Origin of the sequence: Chamaesiphon minutus PCC 6605, assembly GCF_000317145.1 — a bacterium.
GTDB lineage: Bacteria > Cyanobacteriota > Cyanobacteriia > Cyanobacteriales > Chamaesiphonaceae > Chamaesiphon > Chamaesiphon minutus.
The window spans coordinates 3,489,185-3,508,095 of record NC_019697.1 but is presented as its reverse complement, the minus strand read 5'-3'; the positions used below and the strand labels follow the sequence as shown (position 1 = coordinate 3,508,095).

Annotated in this window: 13 protein-coding genes; 6 read left to right on the top strand and 7 right to left on the bottom strand. The window is 45.9% G+C overall.

From position 1 onward, the window contains the following. The first annotated feature begins 146 nt into the window (after positions 1-146). Positions 147-1,289, top strand: coding sequence for an IS4 family transposase (locus CHA6605_RS16085; RefSeq protein ID WP_015157518.1), 1,143 nt, complete (start codon positions 147-149; stop codon positions 1,287-1,289). Here the strand turns inward: CHA6605_RS16085 and CHA6605_RS31740 are convergent. The 3 genes from CHA6605_RS31740 to CHA6605_RS31735 all read right to left on the bottom strand — a co-directional run bounded on the left by CHA6605_RS31740 (position 1,244) and on the right by CHA6605_RS31735 (position 5,786). Further along, entirely contained in the window at positions 1,244-2,995 is a 1,752-nt protein-coding gene (locus CHA6605_RS31740; protein ID WP_015160472.1) for an S-layer homology domain-containing protein, read from the bottom strand. The two genes, CHA6605_RS16085 and CHA6605_RS31740, sit on opposite strands and share 46 nt — an antisense overlap. Before the next feature lie 297 nt (positions 2,996-3,292). Beyond that, positions 3,293-3,967, bottom strand: coding sequence for a hypothetical protein (locus CHA6605_RS16075; RefSeq protein ID WP_015160471.1), 675 nt, complete (start codon positions 3,965-3,967; stop codon positions 3,293-3,295). A 94-nt stretch (positions 3,968-4,061) separates the two neighbouring features. Beyond that, positions 4,062-5,786, bottom strand: coding sequence for an S-layer homology domain-containing protein (locus CHA6605_RS31735; RefSeq protein WP_015160470.1), 1,725 nt, complete (start codon positions 5,784-5,786; stop codon positions 4,062-4,064). Positions 5,787-6,273: 487 nt separating this feature from the next. On the opposite strand from CHA6605_RS31735, the gene CHA6605_RS16065 reads away from it, so the two are divergent. Further along, positions 6,274-8,211: a polysaccharide biosynthesis protein gene (locus CHA6605_RS16065; RefSeq protein ID WP_015160469.1), complete on the top strand. Its 1,938-nt coding sequence runs from the start codon at positions 6,274-6,276 to the stop codon at positions 8,209-8,211. Positions 8,212-8,445: 234 nt separating this feature from the next. Here CHA6605_RS16065 and CHA6605_RS16060 read toward each other — a convergent pair whose 3' ends face one another. From CHA6605_RS16060 to CHA6605_RS16050, 3 genes are read right to left on the bottom strand one after another with little or no spacing between them, the layout of a single operon-like run. Beyond that, complete coding sequence (locus tag CHA6605_RS16060) at positions 8,446-9,576, bottom strand: amidase (protein WP_086936234.1); 1,131 nt, start codon at positions 9,574-9,576, stop codon at positions 8,446-8,448. Between the two features lie 26 nt (positions 9,577-9,602). Beyond that, on the bottom strand, positions 9,603-11,006 hold the full coding sequence (locus CHA6605_RS16055; RefSeq protein ID WP_015158689.1) for a transposase: 1,404 nt from the start codon (positions 11,004-11,006) through the stop codon (positions 9,603-9,605). Positions 11,007-11,060: 54 nt separating this feature from the next. Then, positions 11,061-11,447 (bottom strand): amidase family protein, encoded by a 387-nt coding sequence (locus CHA6605_RS16050; protein ID WP_041548166.1) that lies wholly within the window; start codon positions 11,445-11,447, stop codon positions 11,061-11,063. A gap of 188 nt (positions 11,448-11,635) precedes the next feature. Here CHA6605_RS16050 and CHA6605_RS16045 point away from each other — a divergent pair, with 188 nt between their 5' ends. After that, positions 11,636-12,226: a TetR/AcrR family transcriptional regulator gene (locus CHA6605_RS16045; RefSeq protein ID WP_015160468.1), complete on the top strand. Its 591-nt coding sequence runs from the start codon at positions 11,636-11,638 to the stop codon at positions 12,224-12,226. A gap of 18 nt (positions 12,227-12,244) precedes the next feature. Here CHA6605_RS16045 and rlmD read toward each other — a convergent pair whose 3' ends face one another. After that, positions 12,245-13,780: a 23S rRNA (uracil(1939)-C(5))-methyltransferase RlmD gene (rlmD, locus tag CHA6605_RS16040; RefSeq protein ID WP_051039017.1), complete on the bottom strand. Its 1,536-nt coding sequence runs from the start codon at positions 13,778-13,780 to the stop codon at positions 12,245-12,247. A gap of 246 nt (positions 13,781-14,026) precedes the next feature. On the opposite strand from rlmD, the gene CHA6605_RS16035 reads away from it, so the two are divergent. The 3 genes from CHA6605_RS16035 to CHA6605_RS16025 are packed head-to-tail and all read left to right on the top strand — an operon-like array spanning position 14,027 to position 18,909. Next, complete coding sequence (locus CHA6605_RS16035) at positions 14,027-15,262, top strand: AAA family ATPase (RefSeq protein ID WP_015160466.1); 1,236 nt, start codon at positions 14,027-14,029, stop codon at positions 15,260-15,262. A 1-nt stretch (position 15,263) separates the two neighbouring features. Beyond that, positions 15,264-15,896, top strand: a complete 633-nt coding sequence (locus CHA6605_RS16030) for an RloB family protein (RefSeq protein ID WP_015160465.1) — start codon at positions 15,264-15,266, stop codon at positions 15,894-15,896. A 46-nt stretch (positions 15,897-15,942) separates the two neighbouring features. Further along, entirely contained in the window at positions 15,943-18,909 is a 2,967-nt protein-coding gene (locus CHA6605_RS16025) for an NACHT domain-containing protein (protein WP_015160464.1), read from the top strand. Positions 18,910-18,911: the final 2 nt, after the last annotated feature.

The window sequence follows — 18,911 nt, the reverse complement described above, 5'->3', positions numbered from 1 at the left end:
GACTAAAAGTGGAAGCCCAAGCCAGCGTTTAACAAGAACCGCTGACGGGGCGACAGGTCGCCTGAAAACTCGGCAGAGAGACAACTCTAGACAAATAGTATCAAAAAAGATAGGGTAAGAGAGCTTCTTACCCAAAAAACAATTAAATGTTACCAGAATTGTATCATGCCCATTTGTCAGAAAAATTCACACGCGGTAACTACTTATTGACAATTTTATTGATTCAAGTAGTGCAATCTATTAAAGAAGTCACGCTAGAAAGCATCGCAACAAAACTAGCGATGCCAATTAAATTTGAAAGCAGAAGAAAAAAAGTCCAGAGATTTTTATCAAATGATGAATGGGATTTAGATAATGTTTGGTTATCACTAGTGATTGCTTGGATTAAAGGCAATGTCAAACAGAATAATATTATATATTTAGCAATAGATCGAACCAAATGGCAATCAAACAATATTTTGATGGTCAGTATGATTTGGCGAAAGAGAGCAATTCCTATTTATTGGCAAATGCTTGATAAACAAGGGAACAGTACATTGGAAAACCAACAATTAGTATTAACCCCAGTATTCGCTGCCCTATCAGATTATAGCTTGTTGGTACTGGGAGATCGTGAATTTTGTAGTGTTACTCTTGCGAACTGGCTTAGAGAGCAGAAAATAGATTTCTGTTTACGACTGAAAAAGAATGTTTGTATCAAGACTGAAGAGGAATTGTGGACTGAACTGAAAAGGCTAGGATTAGAGCCAGGAAATAGCTTTTTTAATCAAGAAGTAACAATTAGAAAAACTGCACCAGTTGAAGGATTTAACCTAGCAGGTAAATGGCTAGGTAAATATCGAAATATTACCACAAAAGAGCCTTGGTATATTCTGACCAGCTTGGCAGATCTACAAGCAGCAGTTGATACCTATGCTAAAAGATTTGGAATTGAGGAGATGTTTCGAGACTTTAAGGGCGGAGGATATAACTTAGAAAAGACTAATTTAACGGGCGAACGATTGAGCAAATTATTGATTTTGCTATCACTAGCATACTTGAAGAGTATCATCCAAGGGATAGATATCAAATCAAAGCAAGTTCAAGAATATCTCGGCAGAAAAACAGAACATCACCGAAAATATGCTAGACATAGCACTTTCTATATTGGACTCTGGGGTGAATCATGGGTCGATTCAACATCTAGTAATTGGCAGGTTGTTGTTGAATTAATGTCTTTGTCCCCACATAAACTACCTAATTATCAACAAGGCTTGAGAGCTATGAGACTTATCCTATCAGCGTTATAGGCGACAAGTCGCCCCGACAGCAAGAACCGTGCGCCTCCAGTCTCTTGATTGGCTAGATCTACGACTGACGGTACTAGTTGTAGTGAGGTATTATCGCCCAAGTAAACCGCGATCGGCAAACCGACGCCGATATCTTGTCCGTTCCAGTCTACGACTACAGAAAAGTTGGGCGAGAGCCGAGTTCCGATGCTACCAAAGACGCCATAACTATCTTTGCCATTGCGAATATCGCCGATGCTGCGGAATCTTCCCGCACCACCACCGACGGAGAGTGTCGTATTGCTAAAAAAGCCCATGTTTGGATCGGGGTTGAGGACGAAACTGGCTACTCCATAACCAGTTTTACCGCCATCGAGATTTTGTCCTGGCGTCCGATTCCAGATTGCGGCGTTTTCGTAGCCACCAGCAATGGCAAACTGCTCGCCAAACTGTTTGTGGAGCTTGAAACTAAAGCTCCCTTTGTTGAGAAAACCACTATTGGTCGTGCTATATGAGGTCGCAACCGTCTCCAAACCAACAAAATTGCGCGCATCGCCGAGTCCAAAACCCAGATAGGCAGCTCCATCTTGGCGACTTTGACCCGTTACGGGTGGAATGTCATACAATGCCCCACGGGTGGAGGCTTGATAGCTGGCACCGATGAATAAGTCCCCCCAACTGGCACCAAAGGCACTGGGAGTTGTCAGACCATTGACTGGGTAGGCCGTAGTAATATTGCCGAGCGGGATTGTTGGGAGTTGCGGCACGCTTAATTTGGAAATCGCCTCGTCGGGACTCAGACTTGGGGTCGTTCTGGGTGTGGTGTCCGAAATACTCGTGACATAAACGCCTTGAGGGCAAGATGCGATGTATTTGGAGGCTGGGCTAGAGCGATCTAAGGGTGTTAATTTACCAGCACCGACTAATACTTGGTGAATATAAGCAGCGACATCGGCACGCGTCGCGACTGTGTTGGGGCCAAAGTTGCCCCCAGGTAGTCTACTGCTATCGTATTCGACACTGACAGCCACACATTTTTGAGTGGCTGCGACTAGGGCATTTTGGCCATAGCTGGGGACTTGTGCGGCATCGCCAAAGACGCTATTGAGATCGAGGTTGCCTGTCGGTGCTAGCTTACTACCATTGACTAGTGCAACTAGACTATCGATCCGGATAATATTGCGAGTAGGCGCGAAAGTATCGCCGGGATAACCAGCCATAAATCCACTGCGGTATGCTTTTTGGATGACATCAGTCGCCCAGTAGTTGCGCGGTAAATCTTTAAATTTCCGCTCGGTGCGGATGGGTTGCAGGTCGAAGGCTTTGTTTAGTAAAGCCGAAAATTCGGCACGAGTTACAGGGCGATCTGGCTGAAAAGTTCCATCTGGATAGCCTTTGATAATATCTTTTTCGACCAGAACTTTAATAAATGGTTCTGCCCAATTACCCGCAATATCATTTGCTTGAGCGAGTCGCCGTGGATCTGAAGTTACAGGTACGGGATTATCGCTAGCGGCGATCGTTTTGGCTAGAGGTGCATCCGCACCGATTTTAACTAAATTGTACCTATGGGATCTTGTTGGCTCCGATCGGACGGAGCCAGCCGAAAGCATTACTCCTGTAGAAACCGAACCGATGACTAAATAAACAATTCGATCGAATCGATTCTCCTTTAGAGAGGCTACGCCAAAGCGTTTGAAGGAAAACGGGTAGTTGTTTTGGGTCATGGTTTTCCGAGCGTACTCCTCACTGGAAAAGTTATCGTCTTATATTATCGCACTACTACTGGTATTGTTATCTGTATTTCAATACCAAATCGCTAGATTTTTGCAATTTAAATATTCTCTATGGTGGTACAGAACTAACCTTAATACTGATGTTAGCAAGTTATATTTAACGAGCGAGACTGTACGATTCTGTTGTAAGTATTTACTCCTGTAAATATCGATACTCAATAATAATGGGAGCGAGAAAAACTTTTCTCACTCCCAGTCATTTGCCCGATTTTTACTAAAAAATTACTACTATCTAGGAGTAGGTGGAGCAGTAGGTTCTGTACCGCTGGGGGTGGTAGGAGCGGGTGGACTAGTAGGTACTTGTGGAACTGGAGTACTCGATGGTGGAGTGCTGGGTGGCTCCGCAGTAGGTGCCGACTGGTTGGCAACTTGAATCAATTGACCCAAGACTCCTTGCAATGCTTTTTGACCGACAGGTGCATCGGTAAGTGCTTTTTCGGGGCCGACTTCGCCAACGTAAGCTTTGATATATTCGTTATATGCACCAACCGAGGCATTCAGCTTAGTCGCGCTGATATTACCATTACCCGATCGCAGTCCTTGGACGGTACTTGCTAAATTGGTAGCTGCTTTACCAGTGGCACCATCAGCAGGCACGCCAGCAGGTAATAAAGCTGCAACTAATGGGCCGGGTGCGCCACCATTCATTACATCGAATGTCGCAGCATCGCCGACGCTATTAGCGGTTAAAGATTGCGAAAATTGATTGACGGCACTTTGGCTCTGGGAAGCGTAGGTTGGTTCGCCACCACCGACGATACCACCACCACCAACATTGGTGATGGAAGTAAAGATATTGCCATTATCGGAACCGTTGCCTACTTGGGCATTCGCTGGCGTGACGTTGAGTGCGACTAAACTAGCTACAGCACCCATTCCTAACAAATAAGACGAGATTTTCATGTTTACGCTCATGATGAAGAGGATGAATAATGCTGATGGAAACTCAAGGATCGATCCTCAAGTTTCCAACAGGTAACAAATCGAATAGCTATGATTAGAAACTAAAGCCCAAACCGCCGCTAACAGCGAAGCGAGAGCCACCAGTTTCGTTATTAACTAAATCGACTAGTGCTGGGGTAATTTGTAAGGAAGTACCACCGCCAAAAGGAATCGAGATAGGTAAACCAACTCCTAAGTCTTGACCGTTCCAGTCAGCAACTAGGGAGAAATTAGGAGATAACCGCGTACCGATGCTACCGAAGACGTTGATGGTATCGCGGCCCGCACGGATGTCGCCGACAGTCCGGAAGCGACCAGCACCAGCACCTACCGAGAGAGTGGTGTTGCTGAAGAAGCCCAGATTTGGATCGGGGTTGAGGATCACACTTGCTACACCGTAACCAGTCCGACCGCCGTTGACACCACCGTCAGGATTGATGGCTGCGCCAGAGTTGTTACCGAAGGTAATGGCATTTTCATAACCACCCGCGATCGCAAAGTTATCGCCCAAGAGTTTGTGAACTTTGAAGCTGATACCACCATTATCGAAGGAACCAGCACCGTTGCGGGTGTAGGTAGTAGCAACAGTTTCTAGGCCGAGGAAGTTACGCGAGTCGCCCAAACCGAGACCGACTGAGTATGCGTAAGTCTCTGGCCCTTTAGCAGTTCCAGGTACGAATGGTACGATGCCAGCATTGGGCGGATTGCCGTAAATGTTGGGGCGAGTTTCGTTTTGGTAGCTAGCACCGAGGAATAAACCTGTATTGGCACCAAAAGCAGTTGGCGTACCCAGACCGCCTACGGGGAAAGTACTAACCGCAGTCGTACCGGAGATTTCGGGGACTTGACCGGGGATGCTCAATGCCGCGATCGCTTCATCAGCAGTCTTGGCCACAGGTTGCGGGTCAGTAATAGTAGTTACATAGACACCTTGAGGACAAGATGCAATGTACTTGTTTGCTGGGTTAGTTTTGTCTAACGCAGGCAACCTGCCAGAACCGACCAAAACTTGGTGAATGTATGCAGCTAAATCTGCACGAGTAGCCACGGTGTTAGGGCCAAAATTACCGCCAGGGAGACGACTGCTATCGTATTCGACGCTGACAGCGATACAGCGTTGTGTGGCAGCGACCAAGGCGTTTTGACCGTAGCTTGGAACTTGCGCGGCGTCACCAAATACGCTGTTGAGGTCTAAGTTACCAGATGGTTCGAGTTTACTGCCATTGACTAGAGCGACCAAACCTTGAATCCGCAATAGATTTTGTCTGGGGCCAAAGCTGCCGGGATATCCTGCTAAAAAGCCACTGCGATAAGCTTTGTTGATGACATCAGCCGCCCAGTAGTTGGCAGGGACGTCTTTAAATTTGCGTCCGGCGCGGATTGGTTGGAGATCGAAGGCTTTATTTAGTAAAGCGGCAAATTCTGCACGAGTGATCGGTTGGTCGGGTCTGAAAGTACCGTCGGGATAGCCCTTGATAATGTCCTTTTCAACTAACACTCGGATAAAAGGTTCTGCCCAGTTGCCTGCGACATCGCTAGCTTGAGCGACTTGGTTAGTTGCGGGGGTCGCAGGAGCGGCATTGACATTTCCCTTAATAGTTTCAGCCAAAGGTACAGATGCCGCCACCTTATCTAATGAACTATTATTGGAGGCAGTGGGGACTGCAAGTACAGGACTCATAGCAACCGCTACACCTGTAAAGACCGAGCCTAGCATTACGGATGCAATTCGCGCGATCTGAGCACGTTTGAAATTAGATTTTTGTTTGTTTTGCTTCATAGTTTCTCTGGTGCACTCCTCACCGAAAAAGTAGTTAATTTACATTGTACTGCAAATTTCCGGATTGAGAGAAATAATTGTTTACTGTATTTTTACATTGCGATCGATTTGGAGGCAGCTCGTTTTACCTATCCATGAAATTAACGCCCGCGTGGATTGAAAATTAAAAAATCGCAGTCTGTGAGTCACTAGACCTCTCTCTCAACCTAAATAAGTTCAGATATTTGGCTGAGTACATTTAGATAAAAAAAATATACTTTAGAGATATCGAGCAAAAGTTCGCGAACTGTTTTTCAACACAATCGTTCGTTAAGATGACTCGGTTTAGGTTGCATCAACTCATCCGTTACTAACCTCACACACTAAAGTGACAATGCTAGTTACTATCGTAATTAGCAAAGGTCATAAATCAAGATTTAAACTCGATTTAAATTCGATTTAACCTCGATCCCAACTTGTTAAAAACCGTCGATTGTGTCATAATATCATGTCCACTAAAAGCCGATCTTTGTTGAGTATTGAAGCTACCGCAGCGACTCTTGAAAAACTTATAAATGCGCTTTCCAATCATCAGAAGTATACGATCTTGACGTCAGTCGATATCAGTTTGTTCCTGGCTTCGATTATTGCGGCGATCGGCTTTGAGTATGGATTTGACCTCACCCCCATGGAAACGTTGCACTTGGGTAAATTCGCGATGCTCGCAGTTGGGATCGAGATCGGATTATTTTGGGCGTTTGGAATTTATCGACAAGTATTGCGATATCTCGATGGCGGATTCATCATTACGATCGCCAAAGCAGCAATCTTAAGTTGCTTGATTACATCGATCGTTGCTAATCTGTCTACGAGTCCTGTAATTCCCCTGTCTGTCCCTGTAGTTCATGGGATGCTGACTTTAATCTTAACAATCTCAGTTCGGATGTGCGTGCGGTTGACGCTAGGCCGACTCCACGAAATTAATTATCCCGGTCAGAAAAATGGCGGAGTAGTCATCTATGGGGCTGGTAGTGCTGGCTGCATCCTGGCACAGGCTTTAGCTGGCCAACGCGGCAACCGCCCGATCGGATTTGTGGACGATAGTCCCTATCTCCAAGGGCGTAACGTTCAAGGTATCCGCGTTTACTCGCCAGCAGAGTTGCACAAGCTCAAAGCCAACATTGGGTTTGAAGAAATTCTCCTCGCAATGCCATCGATCGAAGGCCAGCGCAAACGCGAAATTTTACAGAAACTGCAAGTACTGGGAGTACCTGTCAAAACAGTACCGAGCATTGCCGAGATTTTAAGCGGTCACGTTTCGATTAACAAAGTCCGCGAGCTAGATATCGAAGATTTATTAGGCCGCAAAGCCATCGCCGCTCGTCCCGAATTGCTCCAGCAAGATATTACCGATCGAGTAGTACTGGTTACGGGTGGTGGTGGTTCGATCGGTTCGGAACTGTGCCGTCAAATTGCCAAACAACAGCCTAAATTGCTGATTATTTACGAGCTACATGAATTTGCCCTCTACCAGATGGACATGGAGCTAGGCGAAAACTATCCCCACCTCGAAAAAGTTGCCTGTTTGGGTTCGGTCACCGACGCTCAAACTTTAACGGGAGTTATCGCTAAATACGGCGTCGAGACGATCTATCATGCGGCTGCTTACAAACACGTCCCGATCGTTGAAGCCAATCCGGTTTCAGGTATAGTTAATAACATTAACGGCACCCTAACTGCGGCAAAGTGCGCGATCGCTTGTGGAGTTCATAAATTTGTCTTGATCTCCACCGACAAAGCCGTCCGCCCTACAAATATCATGGGTGCCACCAAGCGCGTCGCCGAATTAGTCTTGCAAGGCTTGGCCGATTTGCCCAACCACAATACCTGCTTTACGATGGTTCGGTTCGGTAACGTTCTAGGCCGCAGTGGCTCCGTAGTTCCTCGCTTTCGTGAGCAAATTACCTCCGGCAAGTCCCTCACTCTGACTCATGCAGATATTACTCGCTACTTTATGACTATTCCTGAAGCAGCGACATTAGTTATCCAAGCAGGCGCAATGGCTAAAGGCGGCGAAGTATTTCTCCTCGATATGGGCGAACCTGTCAAGATTTACGACCTCGCTACTCAGATGATTCGCCTACATGGAATGGAGCCGCATAAAGATATCAAAATCGAGATCGTCGGCTTGCGCCCAGGTGAGAAAATCTATGAAGAGCTATTAATCGATTGCGATGCAGCTTTACCCACCGGACATCCCAAGATTTTCTGCGCTCGCGAGGCTAAATTAGGCTGGAAAGAGCTGTCTCCCCAACTCACCAACTTACTAAATGCAGCCGCTCAGTGTGAAGTCACCGAATGCGTATCTGTTCTCCACGACTTGGTACCAGAATATCAACCCATGGGTCAGTATGCGAAGGTCAAATACGAAGCTGTAGCTGCTTAACAATACCAATCGTCTCGAAATCTAGGGGTAATGTCTTGACCGAAATCACGCGGAGGAAACCTCCGTATGATTTCGGTCGCTTCATGAATTACCCCTACCCTAGATTTCGAGGATCTTACTGATTTTCTGCTGTCTATAACTAATCCATCCTGCTCTACAACTGCATCAAGACAAGACAAGCAGGGCAACCTGGAATTTCGATCGCCAAAGAAGGGTTTGGGAAGTGGATCTGGTCTAATATCCTGGTGGATGACGAAAGTCGCCGACTATTTTATCGATTTCTCGGGCGATCGAGAGTAGTTCCATTTCCCGCCACCGTTTGCCGATAAGCTGCATCCCAATCGGCAATCCAGCCGGAGTTAGAGCGTTGACGTAGCCTTCGCTTCGCGAAATCGGAATCGCTACCGATGGCTGTCCGCTGAGATTGAATGGCAGCGTATAGGCTCCATTTGCCAACACATGAGGATACGATCTACCATCGATCTCCACAGCACTCCAGGCGGGACGATGGGTAAACGCAGGCGTCGCCGCCACCGGACAGATCCACACATCCCACGGCTCTAAAGCTGCATCCATCCGAGCGATAAACCTGTCGCGTTCCGTCAGAGCCTGAAAATAGCCCTTCAAGCTGGGATTTAGTAGTTCGGGTAAAAAGCGACTAAAATTTCCCAGTTGGCGGAGTTGCTTATCCCCTTGAGTCGCCGTCCGCCATAATAATTCCACACTTCGCCGCACATTATAGATATCGATCGGTTGAGCGTATTTATTGACATAGGCTGACATCCGCCCGTAGAGCGCGAAGATTTCACCGAAATCCCAGTCTGGCGGACACCAGCGAACGATATTAGCACCAGCCGCTGCTAGTTTTTGAGAACTCGCTACCATGGCGGCTTTAATTTCTGCACTAACAGAAACTTGCTCCCATTCATCGCTCCAGGCAATTTTGAGATCCCGTAAGGATTTGCCAATAGGTAAATCTAGCGGAATTGGCGGCACATCAGGGCGACGCGAATCGGCCCCGACAATTAGCTCGAAGCACAGTTGCAAATCCTCGATCGATCGGGCAAAGCAGCCAACTGTCATCATTTGTCGCAAACAGATCGGCATTCCTGGTACTTCCGGAATCGCCCCCGCCGTCGAAATCCGCCGATCCGTTGGTTTGAGTCCATATACACCACAACAATGTGCGGGTTGCCGGATCGAACCCGCGAAATCGTTGCCGAGATCCAGACAGGAAAATCCCACAGCAACAGCCGCCGCACTACCACCAGAACTGCCACCCGATGTATAATCGAGATGCCAAGGATTATTGACGCGAGGGAAGAGCGAGTTGGTACTTTGAAAGTCTCCAGCTAATTCTGCCAGGTTCGTTTTACTCGATGTTCAAGTTTTTAAGCTACAGCTCGACGATTGAGGGAGGGAGTGGGTTCTAAGCGACCTAAATCTCTACCACTCATATGTTTACCAGACGATCTCAAAAGGAAAAACTCCTGAACTGATTGACTTAATTGATTCAACTGCTCAACCGGATTAGGTGCTTGTAGCAACTGCTCAAAATATAACAACAAAGCTTCCATCTGAAGATTGCGGAGTAGACTGCCCACAGTATATGCGGGCAGCTTGCTGTCAACGCGGGCTATTTGTCTCGGGTGAAGCAAGAGGCATAAGTCAAGCAACAGACTCAGGGTCAGGCCACGGCTTGTCCCTTCTTTACCTGTTTGCTTGGCCAACTGCGCCCAACCTTCATAAGACTTCCAGTCCTCGATGAAAACCTCTACTAACCATCTCAGTGTATACGCTTGGATGATATCTATGGTGCGCCAAGTCAGATCCGTAGCAACTAAATATCGATAATCTTGCTCACCCGGATACTTCAGCGCAATCACAAATCGCTTTTTTCCGTGAGCACAAACTTCCACTCTGATACTTCCAACATTGGCTGTAATGGCAGGTTGACCTCGAATACTCAACTCTTGAGGAACTCCCGGATAACTTGAAAAATAGTGCTTTAGGCTTTGTTTTCGGCCTCGAAAACGAATATTTTGGTTATAACGCAATTGGCTAATGACTTGGACTCCACCAAATAAGCCTGATGCTGCATCCATGAATTTTGCCTGACCATATAGTGCATCAGCAACGACGGCTTTGATCTTGATTTGACTGTGGTGCTTCCGAAACTGCTCCATTAATCGCAACACTAATTCTGGTTTAGTTGGGTAGTCTGGATTATGGGGTGGAGCCTCTGGGCGGTTTTTTTTCGCGATACCTTTCTTTCTCAGACGTTGATCTTCTCTTGTCCATGCTTGTTGTTGAGGGTCAGGTTGATAGACCTCAAATCCAACTGGCAAGCTCACTTTGTCAGTAACTAGTATTAATAACACTATGTTTTGACCATTTATATATCCCCCGCTACCTTTGTCTCTGATTTTATGGGTTTTGAATAACCTTGGTGTCTTCTTACTGCGCTGATGATCTGAGTCGTCAGTCACCAAAGTACCTCCAGAAATACCATACTGCTTGAGCACTATTGCTATACTAACTTGAAGCATCATCTCCCATGGCAGTTTGGATTTGCGAAACATCCATGATAAGGCTCCCAGGCTGTATTTCCCCAGGCTCACCCGTTCAAATCTTGCCCAGCATACGCTGTTCGTCAGTATTATGCCCATCAGACAGAATCCGATCCATCCACGCTGAATTCTGCTCAAGCCCCCATCTGGATTGTAACTTTTCAGTCCCTTGTTCAATTCGTTGATAAAGTCTTCGATGAAGGGCAAAGGCTTATTGAGTAGCATGTCTTTACCTTTCTATACCGATCCTTCATCCCATATCATACACTTCAGCAGTTTTCAAAAACTTGAACATCGAGTTTTACCCACAATAATCGCGCCTGCCGATCGCAGTCTGGCCACGATCGTCGCATCTTGTAAGGGAATATAATCTTTAAGAGGGATATAACCCGCCGTAGTGCGAAGTCCCGCTGTTTCAAAAATATCTTTAATCGTCACTGGCACCCCATGCAATCGACCCCAGTTTTCGCCTCTAGACAGGGCTAAATCGGCCTCCTTCGCCCTGCTAAGAGCATTTTCGGTATCCAACGTACAAATTGCATTTAGCTGGGTGTTATGGCGCGAAATCTTGGCTATATGGGCTTCAATAACTTCAACTGTTGAAACTTGCCGCTCGCGGATCGCTTGCGCCAGTTGGTGCGCCGAAGCAAAGGTTAGGTCATTCATCAGCAACAGACCATTTATTCTCGATCGACTCAATTATATCTAAATTTAGTTAATTTAATTAACTTAAGCAAATCTCGATCGCTCTAATGAAGGAAGACACGAAGCATTAGTAAATAGTAAATAGTGGATGGGTGGATAGTTAATTTCCATTACCCATCCACCCATCCACCCATTACCCTTGCACCCCTATGGGTCGTCCACTCAAAGCCAACTCCCTCACCCCGCAGGATGTCATCGATGCGGCGATCGCTTGTCTCGATCGAGAAGGCGAATCTGCGCTGGGAGTAAATCGGGTAGCGCGAGAACTAGGAATCAAACCACCAGCAATTTACAAGCATTTGGAAGGCAATACTGGATTGCGGCGTGCGGTAGCATTGCAAATTTGGTGCGAATATCTGATACATTGCCGCAGCCAAACTGCGGGGATCGATGACAAGCGAGCATTATTTCTCGCAGGTGCGCGAGCTACCCGTAATTTTGCCAAATCTTATCCCGCACGATATGCAGTGATGATGGAATATCAATTGCGTCCGACAGAGCCACCAGAAGCCGAAATCATTCAGCAGTCGCTCCGCTGGTTTCAAGATTCACTGCAACTATCCACAGCAAATCGAGACGCGATCGTCGATACGATGCGCATGGTTAATGCGGCCATTTATGGTTTTATTATCAGAGAGAGATCGGCATTGATGACGCTCGATCGCGATCCCGATGCTAGCTATGAAGTGATGCTATTAGCTTTGCTCGTCGCGATCGAGTATATTCAGCAAAGCCAGTAGTCTCACCCCGGAATAGAGCTAGATACTAGCGAGTTCCGCTGGAGCGGGGGCTGTAACCTGCGACTTACTCAGGAAAGCAACACATTCCACATGTGCCGTTTGGGGGAAGAAATCGGCAGGTTGAACGAGATCGAGCTGGTAATTACCTTGCTCGCACAGGATTTGTAAGTCTCTGGCGAGAGTAGATGGTTTGCAACTGATATAGATAATTTGTGCTGGTTGCATGTCTGTGAGCGCGTCGAGGACGGCGCGATCGCAACCCGTGCGGGGCGGATCGAGCAACACGATATCGGCTTGCATGTCTAGTTCTGGCAATAATTCTTCAACTTCACCAGTACGGAATTCGACATTATTAATGCCATTGAGTCGGGCGTTGGCTCTGGCTTGAATTACTGAGGCACTGTGGACTTCGATGCCCATGACGCGTTTGACGCGCTTAGAGAGGGGCAGCGTAAAAGTACCGATCCCACAATAGGCATCGATTAGCGTTTCCGTACCTTTGAACCCAGCTCGATCGACAATTAGATCTAGTACAGCTTCGGCTTGCTCGGTGTAGATCTGAAAGAAGGTATCGCCTTTGAGTTGGAACTGTAAGTTACCAAACGTCTCACAGATATATTCGCGCCCAGCGATGCACCGAGTTTCGGTACCAAATATATTATTAGTCGGTCGATCGTTAAGATTGAGACAGACGCCGACGAGCTTGGGATAACGCTGCATCCAGCGTTGTGCTTGTCCTTCGATATCTGGGATATTTAAATCGGTGACTACTAACGTCAACAATATTTCCCCAGTCCGTCGTCCGATCCGCAGTAACAAATGCCGAAATTTCGGGCGATCGTCGGGGATATCGATAACTTCGGTAACTGTCTGACGGTTGCGGAGCTTGGGTTTGGGGATGCCGCGATCGCTCACACCCAAATCGCGCTCTTGAGTGACAACGATTTGAACTCCCGTGCGACGCGCGCCCGGTTCTCTGGCACCTTTACTCTCAGGTTGATAAATTTGCCAACCGCGATCTTGAATATCTTGTTTGATCTCGGCGAGCAGTGGATTCAGCCGCTCGTCTTGTACCGGACATTGATTGAGATTGACGATTTGATGGGTACCTTTACGATAATAGCCAGCTTTGACTGTACCGGAGTCGCTGACGCCGAGTGGATAGGTAACTTTGTTGCGATAGGCAAAGTTGCCGCGTGCGCCGACAATTGGCGCGACGGGAGGCTCGGCAAATCCACCGATGCGTTTGAGAGCTTGCAATACTTGATTTTCTTTTGCTGCTAGTTGGTAGTCATAGTCAATATGCTGCAACTGACAGCCGCCGCACTTATCCGCCACGATACAACTGGGGCGCACGCGGTGCGGAGAAGCCTCAAGCACTTCTAATAATTTGCCGTGGGCGTACTGACGTTTGACATGGGTAATTCTGGCGGCAATGCGATCGCCTGTAACTGTATCGGGAACGAACACGACTCGGTCGTTTACTCGCCCTACGCCTTCACCACTCTCGCTGACATCGACGATCTGGATTTCTACCACATCGCCTTGTTTCATTGAAGGGCTGTTGACAGGCAGTTCGCTCGAACTGTCAGTAGGCAAATTTTCGGGAAACATGATGTGTTTGAGCAGGAGAGCAATCTACTAGGATAGCAGTTATTGAGGAGGGATGCGATAAAATAAATTAAGTTCGATCGATCGGCCAAGCAGATTATCTCTCGATCGAGTTTGGTTGCGGTTGTTCCACTCGAACGCAACAGTAATTGAGAGGATGAGATCTGTTCGAGATATTGTAATTTTTAGATGATTGAATTCAGCGTTGGTAATTATAGATCTTTTAAAGATGTTGTAACTTTTAGCATGGTTGCGGCACCAATTCAACATGAAGACGAAACGACAGATCTAAATAATGTATTTGCGATCGCAAAGGACATCAGTTTATTAAAAAGTGCCGCCATCTATGGTGCCAATGCTAGCGGCAAAAGTAATTTGGTTCGAGCCATCGCTTTCATGCGGACTTTTGTGCTTAACTCTGCGGTAGGTAGAAGAGTTAAAGAGCCGATCGATACGGAAATCTACAGATTAAGTAAAGATACTGAAGCCGAACCGTCCTATTTTGAAATTATATTTGCGATCGGTACAACTAGATATCGCTATGGCTTTGAAGTCGATCGTCTTTGTGTCAGATCGGAATGGTTATATCAGACATCAATAAGTACCGAATTTGAACTGTTCTCACGGGAGGGAAAGGAAATTTACGTATCACAAAAATTCATAGAAGGACAAGATCTAGTTAAGAAAACAAGAGATAATGCATTGTTCTTGTCTGTCGTATCTCAATTCAATGGTAGCATATCTACAGAAATTATCGATTGGTTCGATCGAAAATTAATTACAATTTCTGAATTAGAAGATGAATCTAAGTACATAGAGATGTCTGATGAAATCCTCATGGGAGATTATCGCAAGCAAGATCTAAGAAGTATTGTGACTGGCTTTGACCTTGGAATAGTCGGTCTTGAATTAATTACAATTCCACCTGACGATGTAGGCGACGACACATTTTTTGACATAAAAACCACTCGTTGGAAATATGATGTAGATGGAAGCAAACTATCTTTGGAGGAATTTAATATTGATAAAGAAGAATCTGCTGGCACTCAAAAACTGTATCGGTTAGCAGGACTATTAATTATTGCTTTAGAACAAGGAAGAATATTAATTATTGACGAATTAGATGGGAGGTTGCATCCGTTGGTTACTAGTGCGATTGTTAAGCTGTTTAATTCTCCTAAAACTAATTCAGAGAATGCTCAATTAATATTTACAACTCATGATACAAACTTGCTGAGTAGCAATCTGTTTCGGAAAGATCAAATTTGGTTTACGGAAAAGAATCGTTATGGAGCCACGGATTTGTACTCCCTAGCCGAATATAAGATTCCAGATCGAGCTAGCTTCGAGCAAGATTATATTGCGGGAAAATATGGTGCAGTGCCGTTTATTGGTGACTTGAGTCGGTTATTGGGTAAAAAATAATATGTCTAGGAATAAAGAGCGTCAATCGCAATCACGTTCGGACAAAGGTTTTACAGAAAGAATCTTGGGTACTAGAGATACCATTCCGACTTTTCTGATTGTCTGTGAAGGCGAAAAAACTGAGCCAAATTATTTTAAAAGTTTTCCCGTCAGTACTAGACCAGAAGTTACTATTATTGGGGCTAGCTGCGAAACAGTTGCGGTAGTCAATAAGGCGATCGAGTTAATGACAGCTAAAAAATTCGATCGAGTATGGTGTGTATTCGATCGAGATCCATCTAAGGTTAATAATACTGCACATAGGTTTAGAGAAGCATTGAAAATAGCGGCCAAGGAAAATATTAATGTAGCCTATTCCAATGAGTGCTTTGAAATTTGGTATTTATTACATTTTCACTATTTTAATACTGGCGTGCCGAGAAGTGATTATAAGAAAAAGCTGACTAAATTACTAGGCTGCGATTATGAGAAAAATAGTGATGATATGTATGTCAAGCTTGAAGATAAACAAACTCAAGCAATCAAGCACGCTAAAAACCTATTAGCCAGTTACGATCCGCACGAGCCGGAAAACGATAATCCTGCTACCACCGTTCATCTCCTGGTTGAAGAATTGAATCGATACATTCGTTGAGATTGAAGGAGTCCACTAAGCATCAACTTCTAATTAATTCTCTAGTATGCCGCGTCCTAATTATGGTAATGCCGTCAAACAACGCACCGTGCAATTTTTCATGGTGCTAGTTGACTATGCCAATGATGAATTAGCTGCCGACGAACGCCAGTTAGAGAACTTACAACGGGATATTCAACTGCATTGGCAAACTTCCCAGCGGTGTGTAATTCGGACGAAAGTTAGATATCTCGAACAGTTAGCTAAATTAGCAGGTGCAACACTAACTGGGGAACAGATCAAGGAAGCGATTAAATGTTTGACTGATTTTCTGGAGATTGTCGAAGATAATCGCGCGAGCAAGGGTGGCTCGGAAACTTGGCATTTTACCCTCAATTTGTGGCATGACAGATTCGATCGAGCGGCTAATCTCGATCGATTTTCGCGGGAATGGGATCGCCGGAAGTCACCGCAACCTTCGATTGATAGTCAACCAGCAGTGGCTAACCTAGATTACTGGTGGGAGCTAGTGCGATCGAGTCTGAATACTCAACAGTATCACCGGATTACCACCAATCCGCTGATGGGAGAGGAGCGACTGAAATTTAGTCTCGAAGAGGTCTATGTGCCCCTAGACTTGATGGAAAGACAACGCGCCACTATATTTGAGGGGCAAGCGGGTATCGATGGTATTAGCGAGGAAATTGGGGCGCAGACGATCGGCGATCTCGATCTCGATCGATTGTTAGCGCGATTAGTCACCAATTCAGAAACCAATCGGATTGGGATTATCGGCGAACCAGGTTCGGGCAAAACTACCTGTTTGCAAAAGTTAGCCGCTGGAATGCTCGATTTGCAATTGCTGCCGATCTGGATTTCGCTTGCCGATCTTCAGGGTAAAACTTTGGAAGATTATCTGTTACAAGACTGGCTCAAACTGGCTACTCGCCAACTCGCGATCGCGCCGCAATTGCAACAAGATTTTGCATCACAATTCGAGCGGGGAAGAGTGTGGTTGCTGCTCGATGCTGTCGATGAAATGGCCATTGATGCGAGTATCGCGCTGGCGAATATCGATCGGCAATTGCGGGGCTGGATTGGTTCCGCACATGTGATTTTGACATGTCGATCGAATGTTTGGGATAGTGGTAAAAACGCATTAGAAAATTTTAGTACTTATCGCCATCTCAGTTTGAGCGATGGTTATCGCGGCTCGCCCGATCGAGTGCGACAATTTATTCAAGGCTGGTTTCGCACTCAGCCACATCTGGGTGAAAATCTCAGTATCGAATTAGCACAACCTCAATATCAACGGTTGCGCGATGCTGTCAAAAATCCGCTGCGATTGGCTTTATTATGTCGCTACTGGTTGCTGACTCAAGGTAAATTACCCAGTACCAAAGCTAGTTTGTATCGACAATTTACCGACACGATTTATGCGTGGAAACAAGATCGGTTTCCGACTAGTTTGGCACAACGTCAGCAGTTAAACTCGGCTTTAGGCAAATTAGCTCTGCAAGCACTCAGCTTAGAGTCATCAGGAGAAACCCAAGAACGAGTCAGATTTAGACTCCACGAGCATACTGTTTTAGAATTACTCTCGCCAGAACTGCTCGAACTAGCATTACAACTAGGTTGGTTGAATCAGGTTGGTATTTCTGCTAGTACGGGAGCCAAAATTTATGCTTTTTATCATTCCACTTTTCAGGAATATTTTGCCGCTCGATCGATCGACGATTGGCACTACTTTTTGGCGGGAACTATAACCACTCACTCACCAATTTTTAGTCCCTATTGGCAAGAGACTATCCTGTTTTGGTTTGGGCGAGCAGATATCACGGCGAATGAAAAGGAATCATTTATCGCTGCATTAATCGATTTCGATCGATCTCATGGCGGATTTTATCACTATCGGGCTTACTTTTTAGCCGCCGCCGTACTCGCCGAATTCCCGGAATCTATTTATAGTCAGCAGATTGTCGATCGGTTACTGCAATGGCGATTTGCTAAGTTCATTCCCACGCTCGATACCTGGCAATTTTATCCCCTACCAGTCCAGGATGGGGCGAGAGTATCGCTCAGACAAACCGATCGAACTGCTGCTATTTCTGGGTTAGAAAAACTCGTTCAAACTGTCGAAAGTCCATTCATTTGTTGGCAAGCAGCCCACAGCTTAGGTAAAGTATTCGATCCGGGAAATCCGATCGCGATCTCTGCTTTAACTAAGACGATCGATCTAGTTTCTCACAGCGATCTCCTGATCAAGATTTGCGAATCATTAACCAAGATCGATCCTAACTATAATGAGACTGCAATCTCTACTCTCGTCAATATTATCCACAGTAAAAAAACAGTATCTCTAACTCGCAAAGCTGCCTTCACTTTAGGTAAAGTATTACTCGAATCAGCCACGATTCCCATTCTGAGAGGCTACGCCAACGATGATAATAATTCATTACTTATCCTCGCGATCGATACGCTCGTTAGCATCATTGAATCTGGAGATTCATCGCCCTCCCAAAGCCTGCGCCACCACGCCGATGGTATGGCTGCAATGGAAAATCTCCGACAGCTCGCACCCACCCATCCAGCTACCCAGCAGCAATTTATAGACACGCGCACTTTGCCCAGCAGCACCCGCAATCGGCGGAAAAAAGTAGCCCGCGCCCAAAATATCGAAATCGCGATCGCTCAAATCGAACACAAACTAACAACGATTAATAATGTCGAATCTCAACGCCGTTATGCCTATCAATTAGGTAAATTTCAACCCGGACATCCGTTAGCAGTAGATGTGTTATTACAACTACTTTCTTCCCCCCAGTCCAAAAGTTTCTACAAACTCACTGGAGAATATCTCAAAGAGGTCGCAGTAATCGAACAATTACCTCTAATTATTACTCATCTAAAAAGTCAAGTTATAGAAGTAGAAAAAGGCGATCGATCTGCTTGTGCGATGACATGTTATAAATTACTTTGGTATTGCGCCGATCGATTACCAGATCGACAATTTATTCAAATTTGGGAGCGATAGCC

Coding starts and splice junctions, on each gene's coding strand:
- CHA6605_RS16025 (WP_015160464.1), top strand. CDS start 15,943: ATGCCGCGTCCTAATTATGGTAATGCCGTCAAACAACGCACCGTGCAA.
- CHA6605_RS16065 (WP_015160469.1), top strand. CDS start 6,274: ATGTCCACTAAAAGCCGATCTTTGTTGAGTATTGAAGCTACCGCAGCG.
- CHA6605_RS31740 (WP_015160472.1), bottom strand. CDS start 2,995: ATGACCCAAAACAACTACCCGTTTTCCTTCAAACGCTTTGGCGTAGCC.
- CHA6605_RS16085 (WP_015157518.1), top strand. CDS start 147: ATGTTACCAGAATTGTATCATGCCCATTTGTCAGAAAAATTCACACGC.
- CHA6605_RS16045 (WP_015160468.1), top strand. CDS start 11,636: ATGGGTCGTCCACTCAAAGCCAACTCCCTCACCCCGCAGGATGTCATC.
- CHA6605_RS31735 (WP_015160470.1), bottom strand. CDS start 5,786: ATGAAGCAAAACAAACAAAAATCTAATTTCAAACGTGCTCAGATCGCG.
- CHA6605_RS16075 (WP_015160471.1), bottom strand. CDS start 3,967: ATGAAAATCTCGTCTTATTTGTTAGGAATGGGTGCTGTAGCTAGTTTA.
- CHA6605_RS16055 (WP_015158689.1), bottom strand. CDS start 11,006: ATGCTACTCAATAAGCCTTTGCCCTTCATCGAAGACTTTATCAACGAA.
- CHA6605_RS16030 (WP_015160465.1), top strand. CDS start 15,264: ATGTCTAGGAATAAAGAGCGTCAATCGCAATCACGTTCGGACAAAGGT.
- rlmD (WP_051039017.1), bottom strand. CDS start 13,780: ATGAAACAAGGCGATGTGGTAGAAATCCAGATCGTCGATGTCAGCGAG.
- CHA6605_RS16050 (WP_041548166.1), bottom strand. CDS start 11,447: ATGAATGACCTAACCTTTGCTTCGGCGCACCAACTGGCGCAAGCGATC.
- CHA6605_RS16035 (WP_015160466.1), top strand. CDS start 14,027: ATGATTGAATTCAGCGTTGGTAATTATAGATCTTTTAAAGATGTTGTA.